The following is a 25,811-nucleotide window of genomic DNA, read 5'->3' as shown; positions in this document are numbered from 1 at the left end:
GGAGCAGCCGAACCATGACGGACGACCTGACCCACGCCGCGACCGCCGACCCGGTCGGCGCCGCCACCGACGACCACGTGTACCTGAGCCTCACCGAGGCGTCCCCCGAGCCCGAGGGCGAGGGCCGCTGGGCGTACGGGACGGGCTTCGCCGACCCGCTGCTCGGCGTGGACACCGCCGTGCCGCCCGGCCTGGACGGCGCCGACCTCGCCGCCTACTGCCTGATGCTGGGCGACGACGCGCTGATCCTCGCCCAGCGGCTGATCGAGTGGTGCACCCGCGCGCCCGAGCTGGAGGAGGAGGTGGCGCTCGCCAACCTCGGCCTCGACCTGCTCGGCCAGGCCCGCCAGCTGCTCACCCGGGCCGGCCAGGCGGACGGCTCCGGGCGCACCGAGGACGACCTGGCGTACTGGCGCGAGGAGCGGGAGTTCCGCAACGTCCGCCTGGTCGAGGCGCCGAACGGGGACTTCGCGTACTCGATCGCCCGTCTGCTGCTGTTCGCCACGGCGCGCGGCGCGCTGTACGAGGCGCTGGCCGGGCACGCCGACCCGGTGCTGGCGGCGGTCGCGGCGCGCGGGGCGAAGGAGCTGGCCTACCACCGTGAGTACGCCACCGCGTGGACGCTGCGGCTCGGCGACGGCACGCCGTACTCGGCCGCGCGGATGCAGGCCGGGCTGGACGCCGTGTGGCCGCTGGCCGAGGAACTGTTCACCGGGCACCCGGTGGAGCTGCGGGCCGGGGTGGACCCGGCGACGCTGCGCGAGCCGGTGCTGCGGGCGGTGGCGGCGGTCTGCGCGGAGGCGGGGCTGACGGTGCCGGACGCGCGGGGGCTGGCGTCCGTCGGCGGTCGGGCCGGACGGGACGGCGTGCACACCGAGGCGCTCGGTCCGCTGCTCGCCGAGCTGCAGGTGGTGGCCCGCGCCCACCCGGGTGCGACGTGGTGACGGCCGTGGCCGGGGCACGCGCGTCGAGCGGGTCGGCCGCCTGGGCGGTGGCGGCGGCCGTGCCGGACCCGGAGCTGCCGATGCTGACGCTGGCCGACCTGGGCGTGCTCGCCGACGTCGAGGTCGCCGGAGATCCGGAGCGTCCCTCGGTGACCGCGTGGCTCACCCCGACGTACTCGGGCTGCCCGGCCGTCGCCGAGATGGCCGCGGACGTGGACCGGCGGCTGCGCGCGGCCGGGTTCGCGGACGTCCGGGTCCGGCTGCGGCTGAACCCGCCCTGGTCGACCGACCTGATCACCGCCGAGGGCCGGCGCAAGCTCGCCGAGGCCGGGATCGCCCCGCCCCGGCCCGGCGCCGCGAGCGCCGTCGCGCGCAGCGGGCCCGCGCTGCTGAGCCTCGGCCCGACCCGGCGCGCGGACGCCGGGGAAGCCGGGAGCGCCGGGGCCGTCGGGAGCGCCGCCGCGCCGCCGCCCGTCACCTGCCCGCTCTGCGGTGGCACCGACACCGAGGAGCTGTCCCGCTTCGGCTCCACCGCCTGCAAGGCGCTGTGGCGCTGCCGGGACTGCCGCGAGCCCTTCGAACGCGTCAAGGAGATCTGAATGGCCGCCGTTCCGTCCGCGGACCTGCCCGCCGCCCGCTCCGCGGACCTGCCCGCGGAGCCGTCCGCGGAACTCCCTGCGGAACTCCCCGCGGAGCCGCCCGCCGTGCGCCCCGCCCGCCGCCCGACCTTCCACGCGCTGCGGATCGCCGGGCTGGAGCGGCTCTGCGAGGACGCCGTCGCGGTCACCTTCACCGTGCCGGAGGGGCTCGCGGAGGCGTACGCGTTCCGGCCGGGGCAGACGCTGACGCTGCGCCGGGTGGTGGACGGCATCGACGAGCGCCGCTCGTACTCGATCTGCGCCCCTGTCGGCGGCCCCCTGCGCATCGCCGTGCGCGAGGTGCCGGGCGGGCTGTTCTCCCGCTGGCTGGTGCGCGAGGCCCGGCCGGGGGAGGAGGTGGAGGTGCTGACGCCGTCCGGCCTGTTCTCCCCGGACCTCGCCGAGCCCGCCGACCACGTGCTGCTGGCGGCCGGCTCCGGCATCACGCCGATGGTGTCCATCGCGGCCTCCGTGCTGGCCGCCGACCGCACCTCCACGGTCACCCTGCTCTACGGCAACCGCCGCAGCGACACCGTGATGTTCGCCGACGAGCTGGCCGACCTGAAGGACCGCTACCTGGACCGCTTCCAGCTGGTCCACGTGCTCTCCCGGGAGACCCGGGACGCCGAGCTGCTCAGCGGCCGGCTGGACCCGGAGCGGGTCGGGGCACTGCTGACGGCCCTGGTGGACACCGCGGCGGTCGGCCACTGGTGGCTCTGCGGACCGTTCGGCATGGTCGCCGGGGCCAGGGAACTGCTGGCCGGCCTGGGCGTCCCGGCGGAGCGGGTGCACCAGGAGCTGTTCCACGCCGAGGACGAACCGGTGGCCGAGCGCCCGGACGACACCCCGGACGCGGCCGGGCACAGCGAGGTCACCGTAGTCCTGGACGGGCGCGGCAGCACCCTGTCACTTCCGTGCGACCGCTCCATCCTGGACGGCGCGCAGCGCTCGCGCCCCGACCTGCCGTTCGCCTGCAAGGGCGGCGTCTGCGGCACCTGCCGGGCCCTGGTCACCGAGGGCGAGGTGGAGATGCGGCGCAACTTCGCCCTGGAGGAGAAGGAACTGGCCGCCGGCTACGTCCTCACCTGCCAGGCCCGCCCGGTGACGCCCAGGGTGACGGTCGACTACGACCGCTGACCGGGCGGCGGACGGAAGACACCGGGGGCGGCCGGCCGGCCCGTCAGGGCGTTCCCGCCAGCAGCTCCGCGTGGTGGGCGGCGAAGAACGCGCCGAGCGTGACCGGGGCGCGCCCGAGCAGCCGCCGCGTGGTGCCGTCGTCGGGGACGTCGAACCAGCCCTGGCGGCGCCACGGGTCGTTCTCGCCCCAGCCGGCCGCCAGCGCCGGGGGCACGCCGAGCGCGGTCAGCGCGCCCGGGACGTCCGAGTCGGCCACCGGGCGGTGCCGCACCGGCCGCCCCGTGGCGCGGCCGAGCGCGGCGGCGACCTCGGCGTCGGTCAGGCCCGGGCCGGTCACGTCCAGGACCGTCCCCGTGGCGCCCGGCGCGGGGAGGGTGTCGACGGCGCCGGTGAGGACGCGGGCGGCGGCCCAGGCGGTGTCCTCGCGGGTGATGTAGCCGACCCGGCCGTGCGCGGCGCTGCTGGGCAGCTCCCCGTGGGCCGCCGCGAGCCGGGCCAGGCCGGAGAGCAGCAGCATCTGCGGCCAGACGTTGAACCGCAGGACGGTGTGCGCCAGACCGGATCCGGCGAGCAGCCGCTCGGTGCGCCGGTGGTCGGCGGCTTCGGGGACGGGGTTGTCCGGGTCGGCGGCGCGGACCACCGAGGTGTAGACGAGGTGCTCCACCCCGGCGGCGACGGCCGCCTCGACGGCCGCCTCGTGCAGGTGGAGCCGGCGGGGCGAGCGCTCGGTGCTGACGAGGAGCAGCCGCCGCACCCCGGCGAGCGCCGGCGGCAGGGTGGCGGGGCGGGCGAAGTCGGCCTGCCGGACGGACAGGCCGGGCCGGGCCGGGTCCGCGCCGGCCCGGGCCGGATCGCGGGTGAGGGCGACCGTGCCGGTCCGGCCGGCGGTCAGGTCGAGTACCGCGGCGAGCGCCAGCCGGCCGAACCGCCCGGTGGACCCGGTGACTGCGAACATGTGAACTCCTCGACTGCGACGATGTCCTGGAGCGATCATGGGCGGGCCTGACGGGTCGTCGAAAGAAGGAACATCCATGTCCACTGGCACGGACCGGACCCCGGCCCCCGCGTCGGCCCCCGCTCCGGTCACCGCCCCCGCGTCGGCCCCCGCTCCGGTCACCGCCCCCGCGTCGGCCCCCGCTCCGGTCACCGCCCCCGCTCCTGTCACCGCGCAGGACCGCGCGACGTGCCCGGCGACGGCGGTGCTGCACCGGGTGGGGGACCGCTGGAGCGTCCTGCTGATCTGCCTGCTCGCCGAACGGCCCCACGGCTACAACGAGCTGGACCGCGCGGTCGCCGACCTGAGCCGGCGGATGCTGACCCGCGCGCTGCGCACCCTGGAGGCCGAGGGGTACGTGAGCCGCACCGCCCGCCCCGAGTCCCCGTACCGGGTCGAGTACGCGCTGACCGGCCTCGGCGAATCGCTGCACGCGGCGGTGCGGGAGCTGGGCGCCTGGGCCGCCGTGCACGACCGGACCCCGCCGGCGCGGTGAGGCCCGGCCGCAGCCGGCGTCCGGTCAGCCGCCGACCGGCACCGTCGCCGCGGCCCCGTCCCGAGCCGGGGCACCGAGCAGGCGGACGATCTCGTTGACCGCCGCGCGGCCGGCGCGGTTGGCGCCGACGGTGCTTGCGGACGGGCCGTAGCCGACCAGGTGGACGCGCGGGTCGGCGGTGGCGCGGGTGCCGGTGAGGGCGATGCCGCCGGCGGGGGAGCGCAGGGCGAGCGGGGCCAGGTGGCCGACCTCGGGGCGGAAACCGGTGGCCCAGACGATCGCGTCGACGGCGAGTTCCTCGTCGCCCCAGGCGACCCCGTGCTCGGTGAGCCGGTCGAACATCGGGCGGCGGTGCAGCGCGCCCAGCTCCTCGGCCCGGCGGTAGGCGACCGACGGGCCGAGCCCGGTCACGCTCACCACGCTGCGCACCGGCAACCCCTGGCGGACCCGCTCCTCGACCTTGGCGACCACCGCTCGCCCGTACTCGGGGGTGAACGGGCCGTCGTGGTGGACGGGCGGGGTGCGGGTGACCCAGACGGTCTCGCCGACCGCGGCGACCTCCGACAGGACCTGGATCGCCGAGGCCCCGCCACCGACCACCAGCACCCGCTTGCCGGTGAACTCCTTCGGGCCGCGGTAGGCGGCGTAGTGCAGCTGGCGCCCGCCGAACCGGCCGGGGTAGTGGGGGAGGAAGGGGCGGGTCCAGGTGCCGGTGGCGTTGATCAGCGCCCGGGTGGACCAGGTGCCGGAATCGGTCTCGACCAGCAGCCGGGCGTCCGGCCGGGCGGACTCGGAGCGCACCGCCAGCACCCTGACGGGGCGCACGACGGGGAGCGCGTGCTGCGCCTCGTACGCCGCGAAGTACCCCGGGACGACCTCGCGCGCGGGGACGTCCGGGTCGGGTTCGGGGAGTTCGACGTCGGGCAGGTCGTGGAAACCGTGCACGGTGGCCATCCGCAGGGACGGCGAGCGGTGCGCCCAGGCGCCGCCGGGGGCGCGGTCGGCGTCGAGGACGACGAACCCGCCGTCGGTGTCCGCGCGGTGCGGCGAGAATCCGCGGCGGCGCAGGTGGTAGGCGGCGGACAGGCCCGCCTGGCCCGCACCGATCACCAGGACGTCGACCCGGCGTCCCGCGTCCGGCGCCGGGGTGCCGACGCCGGTCGTCGCATCGAGAGTGGTTGCACCGTAAACAGTCACGCCGGTGAAACATCCCGCGGGCGGGCCGTGTTCCCGGTCACCGGTGTCACGGTTCCCGGTGCCACGGCCCCGTCCGGGCCGGGATCAGGCGGTGGCCGGGGAGATCACCGCAGCCGTGCCGTAGGCGCACACCTCCGTGCCGACGTCCGCCGCCTCCGTGACGTCGAACCGGAACATCAGCACCGCGTTCCCGCCACGCGCCTTGGTCTGCTCGACCAGCCGCTCCATCGCCTCGTTGCGGCTCTCCACCAGGGTCTTCGTCAGACCGCGCAGCTCACCGCCGACCAGCGACTTCAGCGAGGCGCCGATCTGGCTGCCGATGTGCCGGCTGCGCACGGTCAGGCCGAAGACCTCGCCGATCACGTGATCGACCCGGTAGCCGGGGATGTCGTTGGTGGTCACTACCAGCACCTGGGCGTCCGGGCGCTGCCCGCCGCCGTACTCGTCGATGTTTGCCATGGGGCACATCCTGCCCCGGGGAACAGGACGTCGTCGAACAGAGGCGCGCGGGGCGTGCGCGGGAACGCGCGGGGCGGTAACGGCGAGAACGCGTAGGGTAGCCGGAACGGACCGGTGATCGGACGGCCGAAAAGCCGTACCGTAGCCCCATGGGCGAGCGAAGCGATCATCCACAGGGGCCGGGCGCGGCGGAGGACTCCGGCGCGCAGGAGATCGAGGCGACGGTGGTCCTGGGCCTGCGGATCACGAACTGGCCGGCGCTGCGCGCCGCGGCCATCGCGGCCGTCGAGGAACTGGACTTCGAGGGCATCGATCCGGCCGGGCAGCGCCGTGAGCTGCTGCGCGAGGTGGCCGAGGACGCCAACGCGGCGCTCGGCGCGCTGCTCCACCCGGACCGGCTGGTGGCGGCGATCCCGGGGGTGGAGGCGATCGGCGGCACGCTGGAGATCGCCGTCACCGAGGACTTCGCCCCCGATTTCGCCGAGCTGTTCCCGCTGGAGGGCGAGGAGGAGGACGGCGGCGGGGCGGCCGGTGACTGGACGCTCACCCCGCGCACCGCCTGCCTGCTGCACGCCCAGCTGCTCGGGCTGGCCGACGCCGCCTACGACGACCTCGACGAGCACGAGGACGAGCCGGTCGCCGACGGCGAGGAGGCGGACTGGACGGTGTTCGGGCGGCTGCCGCAGCGCACCTGGCGGCTGCACCGGGGCTGGCGCCGCGCGATGGCCCGCACCTTCGACGACCTCGCCGACGACCTGGCGCTCGGCGAGTGGCCGCTGCCGCGCTGCCTGGCGGAGGAGATCGCGCTGCGGATGGCGCTGGTCGACGCCCGGGCGCTGCTCGGCGCACAGCCCGAGTCGGTCGCCGACATGATGGGCGACCTGCCGGCCGACCTGTACGACTACGACTGGGACGGCTGCCACGACGAGCTGTTCGGCGTCTACGGGCCGGACGACGGCGATCCGGAGCTGACCGCGGAGCAGCGCGCCGAGCTGCTGCTGACGGCCACCCATCCGGAGGGCTGGTTCCTGACCTACGACGACGCGGAGGAGCGGGACCCGCAGCGCGGCTACCGCCGCTGAGGGGCGCCGCGCGGCCTGGCATGCTGGTCGGGTGACTTCTCCGTTCGACGCCCCCGTTCCCGAACCGACGCCCGAGGACCGTGACGCCCGGCCGCAGTACGTGCTGCCGCTGGTGGTGCGGCTGGAGCGGGCGACGCCGCCCGGGCGGACCGACGCGCTGGAGACCTCGGCGCGCGCGGTGCTGACGCTGCTGGCCGACCCGCGGGTCGCCGAGGCCGAGGGGGAGTGGGCCGAGCGGGTCGCGGCCTGGGAGGACGCGCGGATCCGCAAGGTGGTCCGGCGGGCGCGCGGCGGCGAGTGGCGCCGGGCCGGCGAGCTGCCCGGGGTCACGGTGACCGGCCGGGAGGCGGAGGTGCGGGTGTTCCCGCCGGTCCCGCTGGACGGCTGGCCCAAGGAGCTGGCCAAGCTCCAGGTGTCGGGCACCGACCTGGAGGAGGCCGGCCCGCTCGACGCCCCGGAGCCGGGCACGCCGGTGCTCTGGCTGAACCCGGAGCTGGAGATGAGCGCGGGCAAGACCATGGCGCAGACCGGCCACGCCGCGCAGCTCGCCTGGTGGCGCCTGGACGAGGCGCGGCGCAAGGAGTGGGCGGACAGCGGCTTCGCCCTCGCCGTCCGCACGGCGACCCCGCAGGCCTGGGCGGAGCTGGTGGCGAGCGGACTGCCGCTGGTCCAGGACGCGGGCTTCACGGAGATCGCCCCGGGCAGCTGCACGGTGGTGGCGGACCACCCGGGGCTGCGGGGCTGATCGGCCAGGACGTTGAGCGGTTCAGCCGTTCATCCGTTCAGCCATTCAGGGGTTCATCGGCTCGGCGGTTGAGCGGTTGAGTGGCTCGGCGGTTGAGTGGCTGACAACTGACAACTGACAGCTGACAGATAACAGATTCTGAAATCTGTTATCTGTCAGCTGAAATCTGTCAGTTGTCAGTTGTCAGCGCCGCCCATTTCACCGGCGGAGCGTGAGGCGCTCCGTGTGGCAGGCGAACTCGGTGAGCCTGCGGGTCCAGCCGGTGCCGGTTCGCCCGCCGGCGTGTGTCGGGGCTTGCGCCTCCCGGGGGGAGCCGGGCGGGGTGAGGCCGCTCTCGACCATCCGCAGCCGGGTGTGGTCGCCCGGTTCGGTGGACAGGGTGAACGTGACCAGGCCGGAGCCCCGGGGCCGGCGGACGGCGAGCACGGTGGGCGGTTCCAGCTGCTCGATCAGCGCGGGAGTGACCGTGCCGATCCAGAGGTCCAGGAACTCCGCCCGGGTGAGCACCTCCCAGACCCGCTCGCGCGGCGCCGCGATGGTGATCTCACGCTCGATGCTGTCGGCGACCATGCCGTGAACCTCCTCGATCCGTCGTCCGAGGGTCGCACGTCCCCGCCGCCATGTGCAACTCACGGGTTGCGCATGGGTGGCGGGGACGGAAGTCGGTCTCACACGCACTGACGAATCGTCAGGTCACGTGACGGCGCAGGCCGCACAGGCCGCCGTAAGCGGCGGCGCCGGCCCACAGGGCCATGATCAGCAGGCCGGTCCAGTGTCCGTACACGACTTGCGGGTCGTCGGCGTAGCGCAGCGCGTACTGGCCCGCGCGGTCCGGGAGGAACTGCGCGGCGCCGCGCACGCCCGGGACGCCGGACAGCAGCGGGGAGAGCAGGAAGACGCCCGGCAGCAGCAGGCCCATGGCCGCGGTGAGACTGCGCAGCACCGCGGTCAGCCCCAGGCAGAACACCACCAGCAGCGCCGGATAGAGGACCCCGGCGGTGGCGCTGCGCACCAGAGCGGGGCCGTCCCAGGAATCCGGCACGAACGCGCCGTAGCCGAGGAACGAGCCGGCGGTCCCGAGCACTCCGGCGCCGAGGGCGACGGCCGCGCCGAGGGCGAGCTTCGCGCCGTAGAGGCGGCCGCGGTGCGGGACGGCGGTCAGCGAGACGCCGATCATGCGGGTGCTGAACTCCTGCCCGAACAGCAGGACGGCGAAGCAGACCAGCGCCGCCTGGCCGAAGTTGAGGCCGTAGTGGATGCCGAGGCCGGGGTCCTCGGCGAAGCTGTCGTCCTCGCCGCCGACGACGGCGGCCACCGCGGTGCCGAAGCCGACGGTGAGCAGCACGGCGACCAGCGGAGTGATCCACAGCGAGCGCAGGGTGGTGAACTTGATCCGTTCGGCGCGCAGCGCGGCGCGGACGGCCGTGCCGGCCGTGAAGGGGGTCGCGGTGCTCATGCGGCCACCGCCCGGTACTCGACGCTGTCGGCGGTCATCCGCAGGAAGGCCTCCTCCAGGGAGTCCTGCTGCACGGCGATCTCGTACAGCACCACCCGCTCGGCGGCCGCCAGCGCGGCCACCTCCTCGGGTGCCGCGCCGGTGACCTCCCAGGCGCCGCCGTCCACGCGTTGCGCGTCCAGGCCCGAACGGCCCATCAGTGACGCCAGCGCGTCCGGGTCGACGGCCCGCACCCGGATCCTGGTCCGGCCGTGACGGTCGATGAAGTCCGGGGTCGTCGCGTCCGCCAGCAGCCGGCCCCGGCCGATCACCACCAGGTGGTCGGCGGTCAGTGCCATCTCCGACATCAGGTGCGAGGAGGCCAGTACCGCGCGCCCCTCGGCGGCCAGGCCGCGCAGCAGGGCGCGGATCCAGCGGATGCCCTCCGGGTCCAGGCCGTTCACCGGCTCGTCGAGCATCAGCACCGGCGGGTCGCCGATCAACGCGGCCGCCACGCCCAGGCGTTGGCGCATGCCGAGGGAGAAGCCGCGGATCCGCCGACCGGCCGCGTCGGACAGCCCGACCTGGTCGAGCACCTCCTCGACCCGGCGCTGCGGCAGGCCGTTGCTCGCGGCCAGCCAGCGCAGGTGTCCGCGCGCCGTGCGGCCGCCGTGCAGGGCGTGCGGGTCGAGGAGGGCGCCCACCCGCCGCAGCGGGGTGTCCAGTTCGGCGTACGGGCGGCCGTCGACCAGGGCCCGGCCGGCGCTCGGTCGCTCCAGTCCCAGGATCAGCCGCATCGTCGTGCTCTTGCCGGCGCCGTTGGGCCCGAGGAAGCCGGTCACCACCCCGGGGCGGACCTCGAAGCCGAGGCCGTCCACCACCCGCGTCCCGCCGTACTCCTTGGTGAGCCCCTCCACGGTGATCACGACCGTCCTCCGTTCTGCCGCCTCGTGCGAGCCGCGCCGTTGTCCTTCGGTGGCTCCATGGGACCGGATCCGGGCACCGCGGCGGATCCCGCCGGGGAGGGGACCGCCCTCCCTCCCGGGAGGGAGGCCGAGCGCGCCGCTGACCTGGCAGGATGGCGCGGTGCCCCGAATACTCGCGCCTCTGCTGAGTCCCGTCACCTACGCGCGGTGGCTGCATCTGCTGATCGGCTGGATCTTCGCCGGCGTCATGCTGATGATCTATCCGGGCATCGCGGGACGCGGTCTCGGCGAGGTGCTGGTGCGGGCGGTGCCGGTGGACGTCGCGCTGGTGGTGCTGTCCGCGACGGTGCCCGCGATGCGCCGGGCGGAGGGCGTGCAGGCGCGGCTGCTGCTCGTCCCCGACCGCGAGCAGGACATCGCCGCCGAACCCGCGCGCGGTTGGGCCGACCGGTGGCGCACGGCGCTCTGGCTGCTCGGCCGGCTGGTGCTCGGCGGGGCCGTGGGCGCGGCCTCGGTGCTCGGACCCGCCGCCGCCTTCGACCTGCTGGTGCGGCCGGAGCCGGTGGTGTTCGGCCTGCGGGTGCCGGGCGGGGACGCCCTGCGCTGGACGCCGCTGCTGGCACCGCTGGCCCTGTTCGGGCTCGGCTGGCTGGTCGTCTGGGCAGGGCGGCTCCAACTCGTGATGGCCGTAAGACTGTTGGGACCCTCTCCGGCGCAGCGGCTGGCCGCCGCCGAGCTGCGCGCCGAACGGTTGCTGGAGCGCAACCTGTTGGCGCGCGAGCTGCACGACTCGATCGGCCACGCACTGACGGTGACGGTCCTTCAGGCGGGCGCGGCACGCGCGGTCGGCGACCAGGCGTTCACGGCCAAGGCACTGGAAGTCATCGAGGAGACCGGCCGCCGGGCGATGGACGACCTCGAACGCACCCTCGCCCTGCTCCGGGACACCGGCGACACCGGCGACGCCGGCGAAACCGGCGACGCGGGCGACGCGGGCGAGGCCGCCGGTGCCGAGGACGTCCGCGAACGGCCGGGCATCGACCGCCTCCCCGCCCTCTTCGACACCGCCCGGGCGGCCGGCAGCCCCGTCGAGGCCCGGGTCGACGTCCCGCCCGGGCGCCTGCCCGGCGTGCTCTCCCGCGAGGGCTACCGGATCGTCCAGGAGGGCGTCACCAACGCCCTCAAGTACGCCCCCGGCGAGCCGATCAGCGTCCGGATCGCCGTCCGTGACGGCCGGCTGGAGCTGCGCTGCGCCAACGCCCTACCCCCGCACGCCGGTGCGCCCGGCCGTTCCGGCGGCTCACCGCGCCGCGGCGGCAAGGGACTTCGCGGCATCCGCGAGCGGGCCGTGCTGCTCGGCGGCGAGGCCTCGGCGGGAGCGGAGTCCGGCGAGTGGGTGCTGGCCGTCCGGGTCCCCCTACGCTTGGGCGCGTGATGATCGACATTCTGCTGGCCGACGACGAGGAACTGGTCCGGGCCGGACTGCGGGCGGTGCTGGAGGCGCAGGGCGACCTGCGGGTGGTCGGCGAGGCGTCCGATGGCGCGCAGGCGGTCGACCTGGCCCGCCGGCTGCGCCCGCACGTGGTGCTGATGGACGTCCGGATGCCCGGAACGGACGGCCTCGCCGCGACCCGCGAACTGGTCCGCGACGGCGCCGTGCCCGGCGGCCGCGCGCCGAAGATCGTCGTCGTCACCACCTTCGAGATCGACGACTACGTCTACCAGGCCCTGCGCGCCGGCGCCGACGGGTTCCTGCTCAAGCGCACCCGGCCCGCCGAGATCGCCCAGGCGGTACGGCTGGTGGCGGCCGGCGAGTCGCTGCTCTTCCCCGCCCAGATCCGCCGGCTCGCGGCCGGCCGGGGCAACGCGGCGGCGCGCGCGGCGATGGCCCGGGCCGCCCTGACCGGGCGCGAGGCCGAGGTGCTGCGGCTGGTCGCGCGCGGACTGACCAACGGCGAGATCGCCGCACAGCTCTTCCTCGGCGTGCAGACGGTGAAGACGCACGTCAGCAGCCTGCTGGCGAAGCTCGGCGCGCGCGACCGCACCCAGGCGGTCATCCTCGCCTACGAGTCGGGCTTCGTGGCGCCCGCCGACTGACGCCCCGCCGACTGACGCCCCGCCGACTGACGCCCCGCAGGCTGCCGCCCGCCGCCCGCCGCCCGCCGACCAACGCTCGCTGACCAACGTCCACAGCCCGCCGCTCGCCAGGCGGAGCCTCAGGCCGGGTAGGCGTGCGTCTGCGCGGCCTTGACGGCGGCCCAGACCGCCGAGCCCGGCGCGAGCCCGAGCTCGGCCGCCGCCGCCGGCGTCAGGTCGGCCGCCATCGGGACGGCGCCCGCCAGGTCGGCCCGCACCTGGTCGCCGTGCAGGTCCAGGCCGGCCACCGTCAGCTCCCAGACGTTGCGCGCGCTGCCCTCCGGGCGCGCCCGGTGCAGGGTCACCGCGGACGGCGGGAACGCGACGAACGCGGGCCCGGACAGCTCCTCGTCCGTCGTCAGCACCGCGCCCTGCGGCAGGGTCACCCGGTGCCCGTCCGCCGTGCCCCGGTACAGGTTGAGGCCCACCAGCCGGGCGATGTAGTCGGTGCGCGGCCGGCGCGCGATCTCCGCCGGGACGCCGGACTGCACCTCGCGCCCGTCCTCGATCACCACCAGCCGGTCGGCCAGCACCATCGCGTCCAGCGGGTCGTGCGTCACCAGCACCGCGACCGCCTCGAACTCGGCCAGGTGGCGGCGCAGCTGGGCGCGGACGTCGAGCCTGGTCCGGGCGTCCAGGGCGGCCAGTGGCTCGTCCAGGAGCAGCAGCCGCGGCCGCACGGCCAGCGCCCGGGCCAGCGCCACCCGCTGCGCCTGCCCGCCGGAGAGCCGGCCCGGCCGGGCGCCCGCGTGTTCGGCCAGGCCCATCCGCTCCAGCCAGCCGGCCGCCTCGGCGCGCGCCTCGCGCCTGGAGCGGCCCCGGCAGCGCGGGCCGAACGCCACGTTGTCCAGCGCGCTCAGGTGGGGGAAGAGCAGGTAGTCCTGGAACACCACGCCGACCGGGCGCTCCTCGGCGGGGGTGTGCAGCCGGCGGGCCGGGTCCTCCAGGACGCGGCCGTCCAGGCGCAGGTGGCCGTCGCCGAGCGGGAGCAGCCCGGCCAGGGCGCGCAGGGCGGTGGACTTGCCGGCGCCGTTCGGGCCGAGCAGCGCGACCACCTCCCCGGGGGCGGCGGTGAGCGCGAGGTCCAGGGTGAAGGCGGCGCGCTCGACCCGCAGCCGGGCGTCCAGGCCGGCGCCGGCCTCCGGAGCGCCGGTGGCGGGAGCGGTGGGTGCGGTGGGCGGAGTCATCGGCGGGGCCTTCCGGGGACGGGGACGCGGCGCCGGGCGGGCCGCTCGGGGCCCGGCGGGCCGAGGGTGGGGCGCGGGGCCGAAGGCGGCGTCACGGCGTGGACATCCAGCGCTCGCGCAGCCCGGCCAGCACCGCGATCGAGACCACCAGCAGCACCAGCGACAGCGCGATCGCCGCCTCCGGGTCCGACTCCATCGCCAGGTAGACGGCGAGCGGCATGGTCTGCGTGCGGCCGGGGAAGTTGCCCGCGAAGGTGATCGTCGCCCCGAACTCGCCGAGCGCCCGCGCCCAGGCCAGCACCGCGCCGGCCCCGATCCCGGGGGCGATCAGCGGCAGCGTCACCCGGCGGAAGGCGGTGAGCCGGGAGGCGCCCAGCGTCGCGGCGGCCTCCTCGTAGCGGGGGTCGGCGGCCCGCAGCGCGCCCTCGACGCTGATCACCAGGAACGGCATCGCCACGAACGCCTCGGCGATCACCACACCGGTGGTGGTGAACGGCAGGGTCAGGCCGAAGGCGGAGTCCAGCCAGGAGCCGACGATGCCGCGCCGGCCGAGCACCAGCAGCAGCGCCACGCCGCCGACCACCGGTGGCAGCACCAGCGGCAGCGTCACCAGGGCCCGGACCAGCCGCCGGCCCGGCAGCTCGGTGCGGGCCAGCAGCCAGGCCAGCGGGACGCCCAGCACCAGCGAGACGCCCGTGGCCGCCGTCGCGCAGACCAGCGACAGGCGCAGCGCCTCCCAGACCTGCGGGCTGGTGAGCTGCTCGGACAGCGTGCTCCACGGCGCCCGGACCAGCAGTCCGACCAGGGGGAGGACGAGGAACGCCAGGCCGAGCAGGGCCGGGAGCAGCAGGGCGGCCGGCACCCGGCCCGCCCGCCGCCGCCGTCGGCGCGGCCGGCCGTCGGCCTGGGACGGCAGGCGGTCGGCCTGGGACGGCAGGCGGTCGGCCTGGGACGGCAGGCGGCTGGAACGGCCGGAGCGGCCGGAGCGGCCGGTGTGGTCGATGCGGCCGGAACGGTCGGTGCGGCGGCGGATCACGGGGCCTGGAAGCCCGCCGCGGTCAGCACCTGCTGCGCCTCGGGCGACTGGATGTAGGCGACGAAGGCGGCGGCGCCGTCCTTGTTCGGCGCCTTGGCCAGCGCGGCGATCGGGTAGTCGTTCACGGCCTTGGCGGCCTCGGGGAAGTCCACGCCGTCGATCTTCCCGGCGTCGGCCCGCACATCGGTGCGGTACACCAGCGAGGCGTCGACCTCGCCCAGCTCGACCTTGGTCAGCGCGCCCTTGACGTCCTGCTCCAGGGTGACCGGGGTGAGGGTGACGTTCGCGGCCTTGAGGGCGGTCAGCGCGGCGGCGCCGCAGGGCACCTCCTTGGCGCAGAGCGCGACCTTCACCCCGGGGGCGGCGAGGTCGGCGAGGCCGGTGAGGTGCTTGGGGTTGCCCTCGGGGACGGCGATGGCGAGCGTGTTGCGCACGAACGTCCTCGGCTCGCCCGCGGCGCCGCCCGCGTCGCTGACGGTCTTCATGGTGGCCGGGCTGGCGGCGGCGAAGACGTCGGCGGGGGCGCCGGAGTTGATGCTGGCGGCGAGGGCGGAGCTGCCGCCGAAGTTGAAGGTGACCTTGGTGCCGGGGTTGGCGGCCTCGAACTTCCTGCCGAGGTCGGTGAAGGTCTCCTTGAGCGAGGCGGCCGCGAACACGGTGATCGAACCGGACGCCTTCGGGACGCCGGCCGGGGAACCGGTCGTGGCGGAGCCGGTGGCCGAGTCGGTGGCGGTACTCGTGGCCGTGCCGTTCCCGGTGTCCGAGCCGCCGTCGCTGCCGCAGGCGGTGGCGGCGAGCGCGAGGACGAGCGCCGCGGCGCCGGCGGCGGTGAATCTGCGGATGGTCATTCCTTCGCTTCCCCTCCTGGACGCGCCGGAAGGGCGCGGTGTCCCGGGCCGCAGGTACGGCCTTTATGCCGATCATAGTGCCGCAGCTGCGAGCCGATGAGCCCCTGGCCCATCGCAACCGCGAGGGCCGGTGCCGGAGGCGCCCCGGCGGCCGGAAGGCGTGCGGCGGCGCGCGGCGGCAGGAAAACCCTTCGCGCACGGCCGCCCCCGGACGGAAGAGTGGCCCCGCCCGGACTGCCCCGGCCGTCCCCTCGGGATCCGCCGGGACGCACCCCGCGCGTCCACGTGCGTGCACATCTGGACGCACACCCGACCGCGCCCACACGCCCACACGCACGCCGGCCGGCCGGACCGGTCGAGCCCGGGGGAGGAGTACACCCATGTCCACACTGCGGGTCAGCGCCGAGCGGCTGACCATCCTGGAGCACCCGAACGCCGACGCCCTGGAACTCGCCCAGGTCGGCCTCTACCGCGCGGTGGTCGCCAAGGGCGCCTACCGCACCGGCGAGCACGCCGTGTACATCCCCGAGCAGGCCGTGCTGCCGGCCGCGCTGATCGCCGAACTGGGCCTGACCGGCCGGCTCGCCGGGAGCGGGGCCGACCGGGTCAAGGCGGTGCGGCTGCGCGGCGAGCTGTCCCAGGGCATCGTCTGCCGGCCCGGCGCGCTGGCCGGCACCGACCTGGCGGTCGCCGCCGCGCGCGGCGAGGACTTCGCCGCCCTGCTGGGCATCACCAAGTGGCAGCCGCCGGTGCCCACCACGATGAGCGGCGAGGTGGTCGCGGCCCCGGACCTGCTGCCCTGGGTGGACGTCGAGAACCTCAAGCGGTTCCCGGACGTCTTCGCGCCCGGCGAGCCCGTCGTGGTGACCGAGAAGCTGCACGGCAGTTGCTGCCTGGTCACCTACCACGCCGCCACCGGCGAGGTGCAGGTCTCCTCCAAGGGGATGGCCGCGCGCGGGCTGGCGCTCGTCGAGGACGCTCGCAACCTGTACTGGCGCGCGGTGCGGGCGCACGGCGTCGCGCGGGTCGCGGCGCGGCTGGCCGCGCGCCTCGGCGCCGAGCGGGTCGGCGTCTTCGGCGAGGTCTACGGCGCGGGCGTGCAGGACCTCACCTACGGCGGGTCCGGGCGCGGCGAAGCGCCCGGCTACGCGGCCTTCGACGTGTCGGCGCTGGTCGACGGACAGCTGCGCTGGCTGCCCGCCGCCGAACTGCTGGCCGGGGAGCTGCCGCTGGTGCCCGAGCTGTGGCGCGGGCCGTTCGCGGTGGACACCGTGCTGGCGCTCGCGCAGGGGCGCGAGACGGTCTCCGGGCGCGACCTGCACGTGCGTGAGGGCGTCGTGGTCCGGCCCGAGGCCGAGCGCCACAGCCCGGTGCTGGGCGGGCGTGCCATCGCCAAGGCCGTCGGCGACGCCTACCTCACCCGCAAGGGTGGCACGGAGTACGAGTAGGGGGGCGCGAACAGCCCGGCGAGCGCCGTGTGACGTCCGCCGGGCCGCCCAACGCGCTCCTTCTGCTCTGATTACCACTCAGTTACGTTGGAGGGACGAAGGGACACGACCGAGGAGGGGACATGACACTGACCGACGCCGCCGTCACCGCCGCCGTCACCGCTGCCGGCGCCGCGAAGCGGGTACCGGGGCCGCCCGGGCTCCCCGTGGTGGGTTCGCTGTTCGACCTGACCCGGCGCCCGCTGCGGACGTTCCTGGACGCCCGCCGCGACTACGGCGACGTCGTCCGCTTCGTGGCCGGCCCGCCCGGGCTGCGCGCCGAGTTCTACGCCGTGTTCTCCCCGGAGGGCGCGCACCAGGTGCTCGGCAGCGAGGCGGCCAACTTCCGCAAGGACAACAGCTTCTACGACGAACTGCGGACCAGCCTCGGCAACGGCCTGCTGACCAGCCAGGACGGCGACTACCAGCGCCAGCGCCGGCTGATCCAGCCGCTGTTCACCCGCCGCCGGGTGGACGGCTACGCGCAGGCCGTCGGGCTGGAGTGCCGGGCGCTGGCCGACCGGTGGCGGGTGGTCCCGCACGGCGTGGTCGACGTCGCCGAGGAGATGTCGCGCTTCGCGCTGCGCACGGTCGCCCGGATCCTGTTCGGCGCGGACGTGGAGGCGGCGGTGCAGGTGGTGCACCGCGGCTTCCCGGTGATAGGGGAGCTCGTCCTCGCCCGCGGCTTCGCGCCGGTGCGGCTGCCCCGCTCCTGGCCGACGCCGTCCAACCGGCGCGGCGCCGCGGCGCGCCGGGACCTGTACGCGGTGTGCGACCGGATCATCGCCGAGCGGGCCCGGCGGGCGGAACGCGCCGGCGGGGCCGCCGCGGCCGGTCCGGGCGGCCTGGACGGCGGGAGCGGCCGGGGCGGCCAGGCCGGTCAGGGCGGAGCGGCCGGCCAGGACGATCTGCTGGAGCTGCTGACCCGGGCCCGCGGCGAGGACGGCGAGCGGCTCGACCCGGACGAGCTGCGCGACCAGGTGCTGATCTTCCTGCTCGCCGGGCACGAGACCACGGCGACCTCGCTGGCCTTCGCGCTGTTCCTGCTCGCCAAGCACCCCGAGCAGCGCCGCCTGGCGCAGGAGGAGGCCTCGGCGGTGCTCGCCGGGCGCGAGCCCGTGGCCGCCGACCTGGAGGCGCTGCCCTACCTGACCCGGGTGCTGAAGGAGGCCATGCGGCTCTACCCGCCGGCCTCGCAGATGGGGCGCCGCTCGGTGGAGGAGACGGTGATCGACGGGCACGTGGTCCCGGCCGGCGCCCAGGTGATCCTGGCGCCCTGGGTGACCCACCGGCACCCCGGCCACTGGGCGGAGCCCGACCGCTTCGACCCGGACCGCTTCCTGCCCGAGCGGGAGAAGGAGCGGCACCGCTACGCCTGGTACCCGTTCGGCGGCGGGCCGCGGGCCTGCATCGGGCAGCACTTCTCGATGCTGGAGTCGGTGCTGGCGCTGGGCTCGCTGCTGCGGGAGTTCGACCTGGAGGCGATCGACCACGGCGTGCGGCTCGGCCAGGGCATCACCCTCCAGGTGAAGAGCCCGATGCGGGTCCGGCTGACGCCGCGCGGCTGAGCGTCCGATCGGGGGCGGGCAGGCATCACCGGCGCCCACGGCGGGCAGGAGGACGGCGAACCATGAGGTGAGGTGCGTCGTGGAGGTCCGGGCCGGTGTCCGCCGGCCGGGCCCCGGGGTGCCGAGTTCCGAGGGGGCGGCATGGGGAGCGCACCGGGGTGTCGCGGCGAGGCGGACGGGTCCCGCGGCGCCGAATCGGCGGAGTTCGACCGGGTGTTCACGGAACTGCTGCCCCGGCTGCACCGGGCGGCCGCGCGCCTGCTCGGGAATCCGTTCGGCGCGGGGGACGTCGTCCACGAGGCGTACCTGCGCATCGCCCGGCGGCCCGCCCGCTTCCTCGGCCATCCGCGGCCCTACGCCTACGCGTTCACCGCGATGGTCAACGTCGTGCGCGACGAGTGGCGCCGCGACCGCCGCCGGCTGGTGCCGTACGAGGCGCTGGAGGACGTCGAGGTGCTGGGCGGCGAGGCCGGCGGACAGGCGGAGCTGCAGGCGCACTGGGAGGTCGTCCGGCTGCTGGGCTGCCTGACGGCCAAGCAGGCCCGTGCCGTCCTGCTGGTCGACCTCGACGGCTACGGTCTGGAGGAGGCCGCGGCCCTGCTCGGCGTGCACCGCTCCACCCTGGCCCTCACCCGCCGGCGGGCGCTGGAGCGGCTGCGTACGCTCATCGAACGCGAGCGCGCGGGCGAGCGCGAGCACGACCAGGGCCTCGGGGCCGGTCTCCGCGAGGGGGCCCGGCCCGACGCGCCGGACTGACGGTCTGTCAGCTCCGTTGCCGGTCCCGCCCGTACGCTGAACCGTGATCACGTACGAGGAGCACCGGCTCCGCTCCCTGGCGGACGAGGGCCGTTGGATCGAACTGCTGGACGCCTACCGGCAGGCCCGCGCCGCCGCCGTCGCGCTCGCCCCGGAGCGCGGCGGCCCACCGGACGGCCCCGCGCAGGGCCGGGCGGCGGCCGCGGCCGCCCCGCTCGGCCACCTGATCGCCTACGCCGCGCCGCCCGAGGTGGCCGCCCGGCTGTTCGACGCGGACGGCGGCCCCGGCACCGCGGCCGGCGTCGCGGACCACGACGCCGGACCGCTCTGGGAGGTGCTGGCGACCCGGCACTGCTGGCGCCGGCTCGCCCCGCTGCTCGCCCCGCCCCCGGTGCGGCGGCTGGTGGCGCAGACCCGGGTGCTGCTCGGCGAGGACCTCGCCCGGGACGCCGAGCCGGATCCGGAGGGCGTCCCGCTGGCGCTCGAGCCGTGGGAGGAGGCGGGCCGGGGCGAGGGCGCGCCGGTACGCGAGTACCTGCCCGACGGCGGGTCGCGCAGCGCGCTGCTGACCCTGCCGGCCAGCCGCGAGGGCCTGGCCCGGGTGGAGCTGCCCGAACCCGGCGCCCGGCTGCCCGGGCAGCCGGCCACCCGGGCGCTCGCGGAGCTGGCCGGGTGGGCGCGGGCGGTCTGCGTGCGCGGGCCGGCGCCGCTCGCCGCCGCGCAGCTCGCGCCGCCCGGGCGGCTGGTCACCGGCGGCTACCTGCCGTTCGCTCTCGCCTGGCCGGCGCTGGTGCAGGCGGGCGTCGCGGACCGGGCGCACGGCGCGGCGCACGGGAGGCTGGCGCTGTGGCGGGTGCTGGTGGAGATGACCGGGGTCCGGCGCACGCGCTGGGCGGACCGGGTGGAGGTGGACGCGCTGGTCGCCCGGATGCGCTGCTTCACCTGGGACGACCCGGCGGACCGGTTGCGGCACCTGCATCTCGCGCTGGAGGACCCGGCGACCGGCCTGAGCTGGGCGGTCAGCGGGTCCGAGGAGGTCTGAACGGCGGGGCGCGGCGGCAGACGGGGTGGCAGCCGGGGCACCGGGCAGGGCGTCGGGCAGAGCGTCCGGCGGGGTGGACGCGGCGGGGTGGCGGGGCGGCGGGAAGACGAAGGACCCCCGGTCCGGCGCCATTCCGGGGGGTTGGGCGGGGCGCCGGACCGGGGGAGTCAGGGGGTGGGGCGGCCGGGGCGGCCGGGGCGGCTCAGGCGGCCGCCGCCGGGACCGCCCCCGCAGCGGCGGGTCCGGGCTCCGGGGCGTCCTTCGTTCCGGCCGCGCCTTCCGTTCCGGTCCCGGTCCCGGCGGCGGTCACCGGGGCGCCGTGGGCGTCGGCGTCCAGCAGCGTCCGCTCGTCGAAGGGCAGCGCGCCCGCCAGCACCTGCCGGGCCCGCTCGCGGTCGAGTTCCCCGGTCCACTGCCCGATCAGCACGGTGGCGACGGCGTTCCCGGCGAAGTTCGTCAGCGCCCTGGCCTCGGACATGAAGCGGTCGATGCCGACGATCAGCCCGACGCCGTCCACCAGTGCCGGCTTGTGCGACTGCAGCCCGCCCGCCAGGGTGGCCAGTCCGGCGCCGGTGACCCCGGCCGCGCCCTTGCTGGCGATCACCATGAAGACCAGCAGCGACAGCTGCTCGCCCACCGACATCGGCTTGTCCAGCGCCTCCGAGATGAAGATCGAGGCCATCGTGAGGTAGATCGCCGTGCCGTCCAGGTTGAAGCTGTAGCCGGTCGGGACGGTGATGCCGACCACCGGGCGGCTGACGCCCAGGTGCTCCATCTTGGCGATCAGCCGGGGCAGCGCGCTCTCCGAGGAGGAGGTGGAGAGGATCAGCAGGAACTCGCGGCCCAGGTAGCGCAGCAGGGTGAGGATGTTGACGCCCGCGACCAGGCGCAGCAGCGTGCCGAGCACCACGACCACGAACAGCGCGCAGGTCAGGTAGAAGCCGACCATGATGACGGCCAGGCTCTTCAGCGCGGCCGTGCCGGTGGCGCCGACCACCGCCGCCATCGCGCCGAACGCGCCGACCGGCGCCACCCACATGATCATCGCCATCACCCGGAAGACCAGCCGCTGCAGGTGCTCGACGCCGCGCAGCACGGGCGCGCCGGCCGGGCCCATCGCCTGCAGGGCGAATCCGACCAGCAGCGCGACCAGCAGGGTCTGCAGCACCTTGCCCTCGGTGAGGGCGGAGAGCAGGGAGGTCGGGATCATGCCGAGCAGGAAGTCGGCGGTGGACTGCGCGCCCCCGGCGGCGGCCTGGGCGTGTCCGGACTTGGCGAGGGCGGCGGTCAGGTGCAGGCCGCCGCCCGGCTCCAGCAGGTTGCCGACCAGCAGGCCGATGGCGAGGGCGACGGTCGACATGGTGAGGAAGTAGCCGAGCGCCAGCCCGCCGACCCGGCCGACCTTGGCGGCCTTGGTCACCGAGCCGATGCCGAGCACGATGGTGCAGAAGATGACCGGGCTGATCATCATCTTGATGAGGTTGACGAAGCCCGTGCCGACCGGCTTCAGCTCCACCGCGAAGTCCGGTGCGGCCAGACCCACCACGACGCCGGCGACGACCGCCGCGATCACGGCGAGGTAGAGGTAGTGGGTGCGGTCCTTCGCTCTGGTGCCCGCTCCCGCTGCGGTTCCGGTGATCGGCATCTGCGGCTCCTTCGCCGTGCTGTGCCCGCACGGGGCGCCTGCGTGGGGGTGCGCGGCCCTGCGGTCCTGGCGGCCCGGGTGGTGGGCCGCTCCGACTATGGGGCGCGGCGTGACGCGGGTCACGCTTGCGTTCATAGAGTTCACGCCGCGGCGCGGTGCGGTCCGCCGGTCCGCGCCGCCGCGGCCGTGGCGCGCGCCGGGGCGTGGTGCACACTGACAGGCATGTCCGCGCGTACCCTCCCCCCGCCGCGCCGGCTGGTGCGCAGCCTGGCCGGACAGCTCTTCGTCGTCCAAGTGGTCATCGTCGCCGCCGTGGTGGCCGGCGGGGCGGTGCTCGCCTACCTGTTCACCGCCGACCGCACCGAGGACGCCGCCCGCCGCCAGGTCACCGCCGTCGCCCGCGCCGTCGCCGACTCCCCGGCCGTGCGCGCCGCCGTCACCGCGCCCGACCCGACGGCCGTGCTCCAGCCGTACGCCGAGCAGGTGCGCGTCGACACCGGGGTCTCCTTCGTCACCGTGATGGACACCGGCGGCGTCCGCTGGACGCACCCGCTGCCCGAGCAGATCGGGCGCACCTTCCTCGGCCACATCGACTGGGCACTGGCCGGCGAGACCCGCAGCGAGACGTACACCGGCACGCTCGGCCCCTCGGTGCGGGTGGTCACCCCGGTGCTGGACGAGCGGCACCGGGTGGTCGCCCTGGTCAGCGCGGGCCTGACGGTGCAGTCCATCTCCGAGCAGCTGCGCGGCCCGCTGCTCGCCCTGGTCGGCGTCGCGGCGGGCGCGCTCGCCGTCGGCGGGATCGGCACCTACCTCGCCAACTCCCGGCTGCGGCGCCACACCCACGGCATGGGACCGGCCGAACTCAGCCACCTCTACGAGTACCACCAGGCCACCCTGCACGCCGTCCGGGAGGGGCTGGTGCTGCTCGACCGCGACCGCCGGGTGGTGCTCTGCAACGACGCCGCGCGTGAACTCCTCGGCCTGGAGGGGACGGTGGAGGGGCGGCCGGTCGCCGATCTGGGTCTGCCGGCGGCGCTGGTGGCGGCCGTCTCGGGGGCCGGGCCGGTCCGCGACGAGGTGCACCTGACGGCGGAGCGCGTGGTGGTGCTCAACACCTCCACCATCGGCACCGGGCTCGGCCGCGTCCTCACCCTGCGCGACCACACCGAACTCCAGTCGCTGAGCGGCGAACTGGACTCGGTGCGCGGCTTCACCGAGGCGCTCGGCGCGCAGGCGCACGAGGCCGCCAACCGGCTGCACGCCGTCGTCTCGTTGATCGAACTCGGCCGCCACCGCGAGGCGGTGGAGTTCGCCACCGCCGAACTCGCCCTCGCCCAGCGGCTCACCGACCGGGTGGTGGCCGCCGTCGGCGAGCCCGTGCTGGCCGCGCTGCTGCTCGGCAAGGCCGCCCAGGCGGCCGAGCGGGGCGTGGAGTTGACGCTCACCCCGGACAGCTCCATCGACGACGGGGTGCTGCCGCCCCACCTGAGCGCCCGCGACCTCATCACCGTCCTCGGCAACCTGATCGACAACGCCGTGGACGCCGCCATCGCCGGCGCGGCCGCGCGCCCCGACCCGCCGGAGGTCACCGTCACCGCCCGGATCGACGGCGAGCACCTGCTGCTGCGGGTCGCCGACACCGGCGAGGGCATCGCCCCGGGCGCGGTGGAGGACGTGTTCCGGCGCGGCTGGAGCACCAAGCGGGACGGGCGGGGGAGCGAGCGGGCCGGCGGTCCCGGTGCTCACGGCGGCGGTGACGGTGACGGTGGCCGCGACCCTCGGCACGGGCGCGGACTCGGGCTCGCCCTCGTCGCCCAGGCCGCCCGGCGCAACGGCGGCACCGTCGAGGTCGGCCGCGACCGCGGCGCCGTGCTCACCGTCCGCCTGCCGCTCGACCGGCCGGTCCGCGAGGGCGCGGGCGCGGGTTCGGGCGCGGGTTCGGGGGAGCCCGGGCTCGGACGTCTGGTGGTGGCCCCGTGAGCGGCCGACCGCAGGACCGACCGAAGGACCGGGCGCAGGACCGGGCGCGGCCGGACATCTCCGTGCTGGTCGTCGAGGACGACCCGGTGGCCGCCGCCGCCCACACCCTCTACGTCGAACGCGAACCGGGCTTCCGCGCCGTCGGCACCGTGCACGGCTGCACGCAGGCCCTGCGCTTCCTGGAGCGCGCCCGCGCCGCCGGACGGCCCGTCGACCTGCTGCTGCTCGACCTCTACCTGCCCGACGGGCACGGCCTCCAGCTCTGCGGCACGCTGCGCACCGCCGGGCACACCACCGACGTCATCGCCGTCACCTCCGCCCGCGACCTCGCGATGGTCCGCCAGGCCGTCTCCGCGGGCGTCGTCCAGTACCTGCTGAAGCCCTTCGCCGCCGCCGCGCTGCACGACCGCCTGGAGCGCTACGCCCGCTACCGGGACACCCTCGCCCGGACCGGCCCGGCCACCGGGCAGGACGAGGTCGACCAGGCGCTCGCGCTGCTGCGTTCGCCCGAACGCACCGTGCTGCCCAAGGGGTTGTGCGCGCCGACCCTGGACACCGTCGCCGGCGTGCTGCGCGCGGCCCGCACCGGCCTGTCCGCCGCCGCCGCGGGCACGGCGGCCGGCGTCTCGCGGATCACCGCCCGCCGCTACCTGGAGCACCTGGTCGACACCGGACTCGCCGCCCGCGAGCCCCAGTACGGCACCGTCGGCCGCCCGGAGCTGTGCTACCGCTGGACGGGCGGAGGCCGGGGCGGAGGTGGCGGCGGGCAGGGGTGAGCCGGCCCGGGGCCGTCAGCGGGTGACGAACTGGGTGAGCAGGGCCTGCACCTCGTAGATGTCGACGCCCTTGGTGAAGTTCTTGGAGATCGGCAGCGCCGCGCCCGACACCCAGATCTTCAGTTCGGCGTCCAGGTCGAAGTTGCCGGCGGTCTCCACGGCGTAGTGGGTGATCGACCGGTAGGGGATCGAGTGGTACTCGGTCTTCTTGCCGGTGATGCCCTGCTTGTCGACGAGGATCAGCCGGCGGTCGGTGAACAGGAAGGAGTCGCGCAGCAGTTGGTAGGCGGCCTGGACGTGCTCGCCCTCGCCGAACAGCTTGGCGAACTCCTTCTGGGCCTCGTCGTTGTCCACCCGGTGGGCGTTGCCGAAGAGCGCCATGGCGGTTCCTCTCGTCGAGCACCCGGGGTGGGTGCGGAGGGTTCCGAGTCTGGCACGCCGGTGATCATGGGCGGGGGGCGGCCCTGGCGGTGGTCCTCCCGTCGGCGTCCCCGCCGGCGCCGTGCGGGGTCCGTTCGGCGAGGGCGAGGTAGCGGTCGTCGGCGTCCGTGTAGGAGACCAGGTGCCAGCCGGCGGCGGCGAGCAGGGGGCGGAGGTTGGGCTCGGCCCGCAGGTCGTCCGCAGTGAGGGCGCGGCCGTGGCGGGCGGCGAGGGCGGCGCGGCCGACGGGGTGGAACAGCGCGAGCCGGGCGCCGGGGCGCGAGACCCGGGCCAGTTCGCCGAGCGCGCGGGCCGGGTCGGGGAGGTGGGAGATCAGGCCGGCGGCGAAGACGGCGTCCAGCGCGGCGTCGGGCAGGGGGAGCCGGGCGCAGTCGGCGAGCAGCAGGTCGGCGGTGCCGGGGTGGCCGGCGGCGGCCTCGTGCAGCATCTCCGGGGTCACGTCGGCGCCGAACACCCGGCCCGCCGGGCCGACCGCGGCGCGCAGCGGCGGCAGGGCGCGGCCGGTGCCACAGCCGGCGTCGAGCACCGAGTCGCCCGGGCGCAGGGCGAGTTCGGCGACGGCGGCGGTGTAACGCGGGCCGTCGTCGGGGAACTTGGCGTCCCAGCCGGCGGCGCGGACGGCGAAGAACGCGCGGGTGCGGGCCAGTTCGGCGGCGTACTCGGCCTCGGCGGCACTCTCGGCGGTGGGCCCGGACGCGGGATCGGGCGCGGGCACGGGCCCGGACGTCGGCTCGGTGGACGGTGACGGCGGCATGCGGTGAGGGTAGCGCGAGGCGGGGGAGCACGAGGCCGGGGAGCGTGAGGCCGGGCCGCTCGGGCCGCTCGGGCCGTGACCTCCGGGCAGCCCGGTCGT

General features: G+C 76.1%; 26 protein-coding genes. 14 read left to right on the top strand and 12 right to left on the bottom strand.

Features of this window, described 5'->3' with window-relative positions; genetic code table 11:
• Positions 1-14 precede the first annotated feature (14 nt).
• Genes paaC through paaE form a run of 3 tightly spaced genes read left to right on the top strand, consistent with a single transcriptional unit; the run spans position 15 to position 2,719 of the window.
• Positions 15-944 carry a 1,2-phenylacetyl-CoA epoxidase subunit PaaC gene (gene paaC / locus ABT093_RS06090; protein ID WP_350560862.1) on the top strand — a complete coding sequence of 310 codons (930 nt, stop codon included), beginning with the start codon at positions 15-17 and terminating at the stop codon, positions 942-944.
• 5 nt (positions 945-949) lie between these two features.
• Entirely contained in the window at positions 950-1,543 is a 594-nt protein-coding gene (gene paaD, locus ABT093_RS06085) for a 1,2-phenylacetyl-CoA epoxidase subunit PaaD (RefSeq protein ID WP_350560860.1), read from the top strand.
• Positions 1,544-2,719 (top strand): 1,2-phenylacetyl-CoA epoxidase subunit PaaE, encoded by a 1,176-nt coding sequence (paaE, locus tag ABT093_RS06080; RefSeq protein ID WP_350560858.1) that lies wholly within the window; start codon positions 1,544-1,546, stop codon positions 2,717-2,719.
• A gap of 43 nt (positions 2,720-2,762) precedes the next feature.
• On the opposite strand, the gene ABT093_RS06075 is transcribed toward paaE, so the two are convergent.
• Positions 2,763-3,674: an NAD(P)H-binding protein gene (locus tag ABT093_RS06075; protein ID WP_350560856.1), complete on the bottom strand. Its 912-nt coding sequence runs from the start codon at positions 3,672-3,674 to the stop codon at positions 2,763-2,765.
• 76 nt (positions 3,675-3,750) lie between these two features.
• On the opposite strand from ABT093_RS06075, the gene ABT093_RS06070 reads away from it, so the two are divergent.
• Positions 3,751-4,209: a winged helix-turn-helix transcriptional regulator gene (locus ABT093_RS06070; protein WP_350560854.1), complete on the top strand. Its 459-nt coding sequence runs from the start codon at positions 3,751-3,753 to the stop codon at positions 4,207-4,209.
• Between the two features lie 24 nt (positions 4,210-4,233).
• Here ABT093_RS06070 and ABT093_RS06065 read toward each other — a convergent pair whose 3' ends face one another.
• Together ABT093_RS06065 and ABT093_RS06060 are read right to left on the bottom strand one after the other, a co-directional pair.
• Positions 4,234-5,322, bottom strand: a complete 1,089-nt coding sequence (locus tag ABT093_RS06065) for an NAD(P)-binding domain-containing protein (protein WP_350561147.1) — start codon at positions 5,320-5,322, stop codon at positions 4,234-4,236.
• 168 nt (positions 5,323-5,490) lie between these two features.
• Positions 5,491-5,865, bottom strand: coding sequence for a YbjQ family protein (locus tag ABT093_RS06060; RefSeq protein WP_350560852.1), 375 nt, complete (start codon positions 5,863-5,865; stop codon positions 5,491-5,493).
• A gap of 149 nt (positions 5,866-6,014) precedes the next feature.
• On the opposite strand from ABT093_RS06060, the gene ABT093_RS06055 reads away from it, so the two are divergent.
• On the top strand, positions 6,015-6,947 hold the full coding sequence (locus ABT093_RS06055) for a hypothetical protein (RefSeq protein ID WP_350560850.1): 933 nt from the start codon (positions 6,015-6,017) through the stop codon (positions 6,945-6,947).
• A 31-nt stretch (positions 6,948-6,978) separates the two neighbouring features.
• The gene (locus ABT093_RS06050; RefSeq protein WP_350560848.1) at positions 6,979-7,692 is read left to right on the top strand and encodes an aminoacyl-tRNA hydrolase; all 714 of its coding nucleotides are present in this window, start codon (positions 6,979-6,981) and stop codon (positions 7,690-7,692) included.
• Positions 7,693-7,890: 198 nt separating this feature from the next.
• Here ABT093_RS06050 and ABT093_RS06045 read toward each other — a convergent pair whose 3' ends face one another.
• From ABT093_RS06045 to ABT093_RS06035, 3 genes are all read right to left on the bottom strand, one after another.
• A complete protein-coding gene (locus ABT093_RS06045) occupies positions 7,891-8,262 on the bottom strand; it encodes an SRPBCC family protein (RefSeq protein ID WP_350560846.1) in 372 nt (123 codons plus the stop codon).
• 118 nt (positions 8,263-8,380) lie between these two features.
• Positions 8,381-9,148, bottom strand: coding sequence for an ABC transporter permease (locus ABT093_RS06040; RefSeq protein WP_350560844.1), 768 nt, complete (start codon positions 9,146-9,148; stop codon positions 8,381-8,383).
• The gene (locus ABT093_RS06035; RefSeq protein WP_350560842.1) at positions 9,145-10,053 is read right to left on the bottom strand and encodes an ATP-binding cassette domain-containing protein; all 909 of its coding nucleotides are present in this window, start codon (positions 10,051-10,053) and stop codon (positions 9,145-9,147) included. Before ABT093_RS06035 ends, ABT093_RS06040 begins: the two co-directional genes overlap by 4 nt.
• Before the next feature lie 160 nt (positions 10,054-10,213).
• Here ABT093_RS06035 and ABT093_RS06030 point away from each other — a divergent pair, with 160 nt between their 5' ends.
• Together ABT093_RS06030 and ABT093_RS06025 are read left to right on the top strand one after the other, a co-directional pair.
• Positions 10,214-11,488 carry a sensor histidine kinase gene (locus ABT093_RS06030; protein ID WP_350560840.1) on the top strand — a complete coding sequence of 425 codons (1,275 nt, stop codon included), beginning with the start codon at positions 10,214-10,216 and terminating at the stop codon, positions 11,486-11,488.
• The gene (locus ABT093_RS06025) at positions 11,488-12,150 is read left to right on the top strand and encodes a response regulator transcription factor (RefSeq protein ID WP_502884144.1); all 663 of its coding nucleotides are present in this window, start codon (positions 11,488-11,490) and stop codon (positions 12,148-12,150) included. Before ABT093_RS06030 ends, ABT093_RS06025 begins: the two co-directional genes overlap by 1 nt.
• Before the next feature lie 119 nt (positions 12,151-12,269).
• Here the strand turns inward: ABT093_RS06025 and ABT093_RS06020 are convergent, their stop codons facing one another.
• The 3 genes from ABT093_RS06020 to modA all read right to left on the bottom strand — a co-directional run bounded on the left by ABT093_RS06020 (position 12,270) and on the right by modA (position 15,260).
• Positions 12,270-13,376, bottom strand: a complete 1,107-nt coding sequence (locus ABT093_RS06020) for an ABC transporter ATP-binding protein (RefSeq protein ID WP_350560836.1) — start codon at positions 13,374-13,376, stop codon at positions 12,270-12,272.
• Positions 13,377-13,467: 91 nt separating this feature from the next.
• Positions 13,468-14,292: an ABC transporter permease gene (locus tag ABT093_RS06015; protein WP_350561145.1), complete on the bottom strand. Its 825-nt coding sequence runs from the start codon at positions 14,290-14,292 to the stop codon at positions 13,468-13,470.
• Between the two features lie 116 nt (positions 14,293-14,408).
• Positions 14,409-15,260 carry a molybdate ABC transporter substrate-binding protein gene (modA, locus tag ABT093_RS06010; protein WP_350560834.1) on the bottom strand — a complete coding sequence of 284 codons (852 nt, stop codon included), beginning with the start codon at positions 15,258-15,260 and terminating at the stop codon, positions 14,409-14,411.
• A 380-nt stretch (positions 15,261-15,640) separates the two neighbouring features.
• Here modA and ABT093_RS06005 point away from each other — a divergent pair, with 380 nt between their 5' ends.
• From ABT093_RS06005 to ABT093_RS05990, 4 genes are all read left to right on the top strand, one after another.
• Positions 15,641-16,708, top strand: a complete 1,068-nt coding sequence (locus ABT093_RS06005) for an RNA ligase (ATP) (RefSeq protein ID WP_350560832.1) — start codon at positions 15,641-15,643, stop codon at positions 16,706-16,708.
• Positions 16,709-16,830: 122 nt separating this feature from the next.
• A complete protein-coding gene (locus ABT093_RS06000) occupies positions 16,831-18,315 on the top strand; it encodes a cytochrome P450 (RefSeq protein ID WP_350560830.1) in 1,485 nt (494 codons plus the stop codon).
• Between the two features lie 141 nt (positions 18,316-18,456).
• A complete protein-coding gene (locus tag ABT093_RS05995; RefSeq protein WP_350560828.1) occupies positions 18,457-19,071 on the top strand; it encodes an RNA polymerase sigma factor in 615 nt (204 codons plus the stop codon).
• A 43-nt stretch (positions 19,072-19,114) separates the two neighbouring features.
• Positions 19,115-20,113 carry a hypothetical protein gene (locus ABT093_RS05990; RefSeq protein ID WP_350560826.1) on the top strand — a complete coding sequence of 333 codons (999 nt, stop codon included), beginning with the start codon at positions 19,115-19,117 and terminating at the stop codon, positions 20,111-20,113.
• 202 nt (positions 20,114-20,315) lie between these two features.
• Here the strand turns inward: ABT093_RS05990 and ABT093_RS05985 are convergent, their stop codons facing one another.
• Complete coding sequence (locus ABT093_RS05985; RefSeq protein ID WP_350560824.1) at positions 20,316-21,758, bottom strand: cation:dicarboxylate symporter family transporter; 1,443 nt, start codon at positions 21,756-21,758, stop codon at positions 20,316-20,318.
• Between the two features lie 222 nt (positions 21,759-21,980).
• Between ABT093_RS05985 and ABT093_RS05980 the strand changes: the two genes are divergently transcribed.
• The gene (locus ABT093_RS05980; RefSeq protein ID WP_350560822.1) at positions 21,981-23,741 is read left to right on the top strand and encodes a sensor histidine kinase; all 1,761 of its coding nucleotides are present in this window, start codon (positions 21,981-21,983) and stop codon (positions 23,739-23,741) included.
• On the top strand, positions 23,738-24,517 hold the full coding sequence (locus ABT093_RS05975) for a response regulator (protein ID WP_350560820.1): 780 nt from the start codon (positions 23,738-23,740) through the stop codon (positions 24,515-24,517). Before ABT093_RS05980 ends, ABT093_RS05975 begins: the two co-directional genes overlap by 4 nt.
• Positions 24,518-24,532: 15 nt before the next feature.
• On the opposite strand, the gene ABT093_RS05970 is transcribed toward ABT093_RS05975, so the two are convergent.
• Positions 24,533-24,898, bottom strand: coding sequence for a PH domain-containing protein (locus ABT093_RS05970; protein ID WP_350560818.1), 366 nt, complete (start codon positions 24,896-24,898; stop codon positions 24,533-24,535).
• 64 nt (positions 24,899-24,962) lie between these two features.
• Positions 24,963-25,712, bottom strand: coding sequence for a class I SAM-dependent methyltransferase (locus ABT093_RS05965; RefSeq protein WP_350560816.1), 750 nt, complete (start codon positions 25,710-25,712; stop codon positions 24,963-24,965).
• Positions 25,713-25,811: the final 99 nt, after the last annotated feature.

It is taken from the genome of Kitasatospora sp. NPDC002551, assembly GCF_040296005.1.
In the GTDB taxonomy this organism is placed as follows: domain Bacteria; phylum Actinomycetota; class Actinomycetes; order Streptomycetales; family Streptomycetaceae; genus Kitasatospora.
This window is presented reverse-complemented; position numbering and strand designations above follow the sequence as displayed.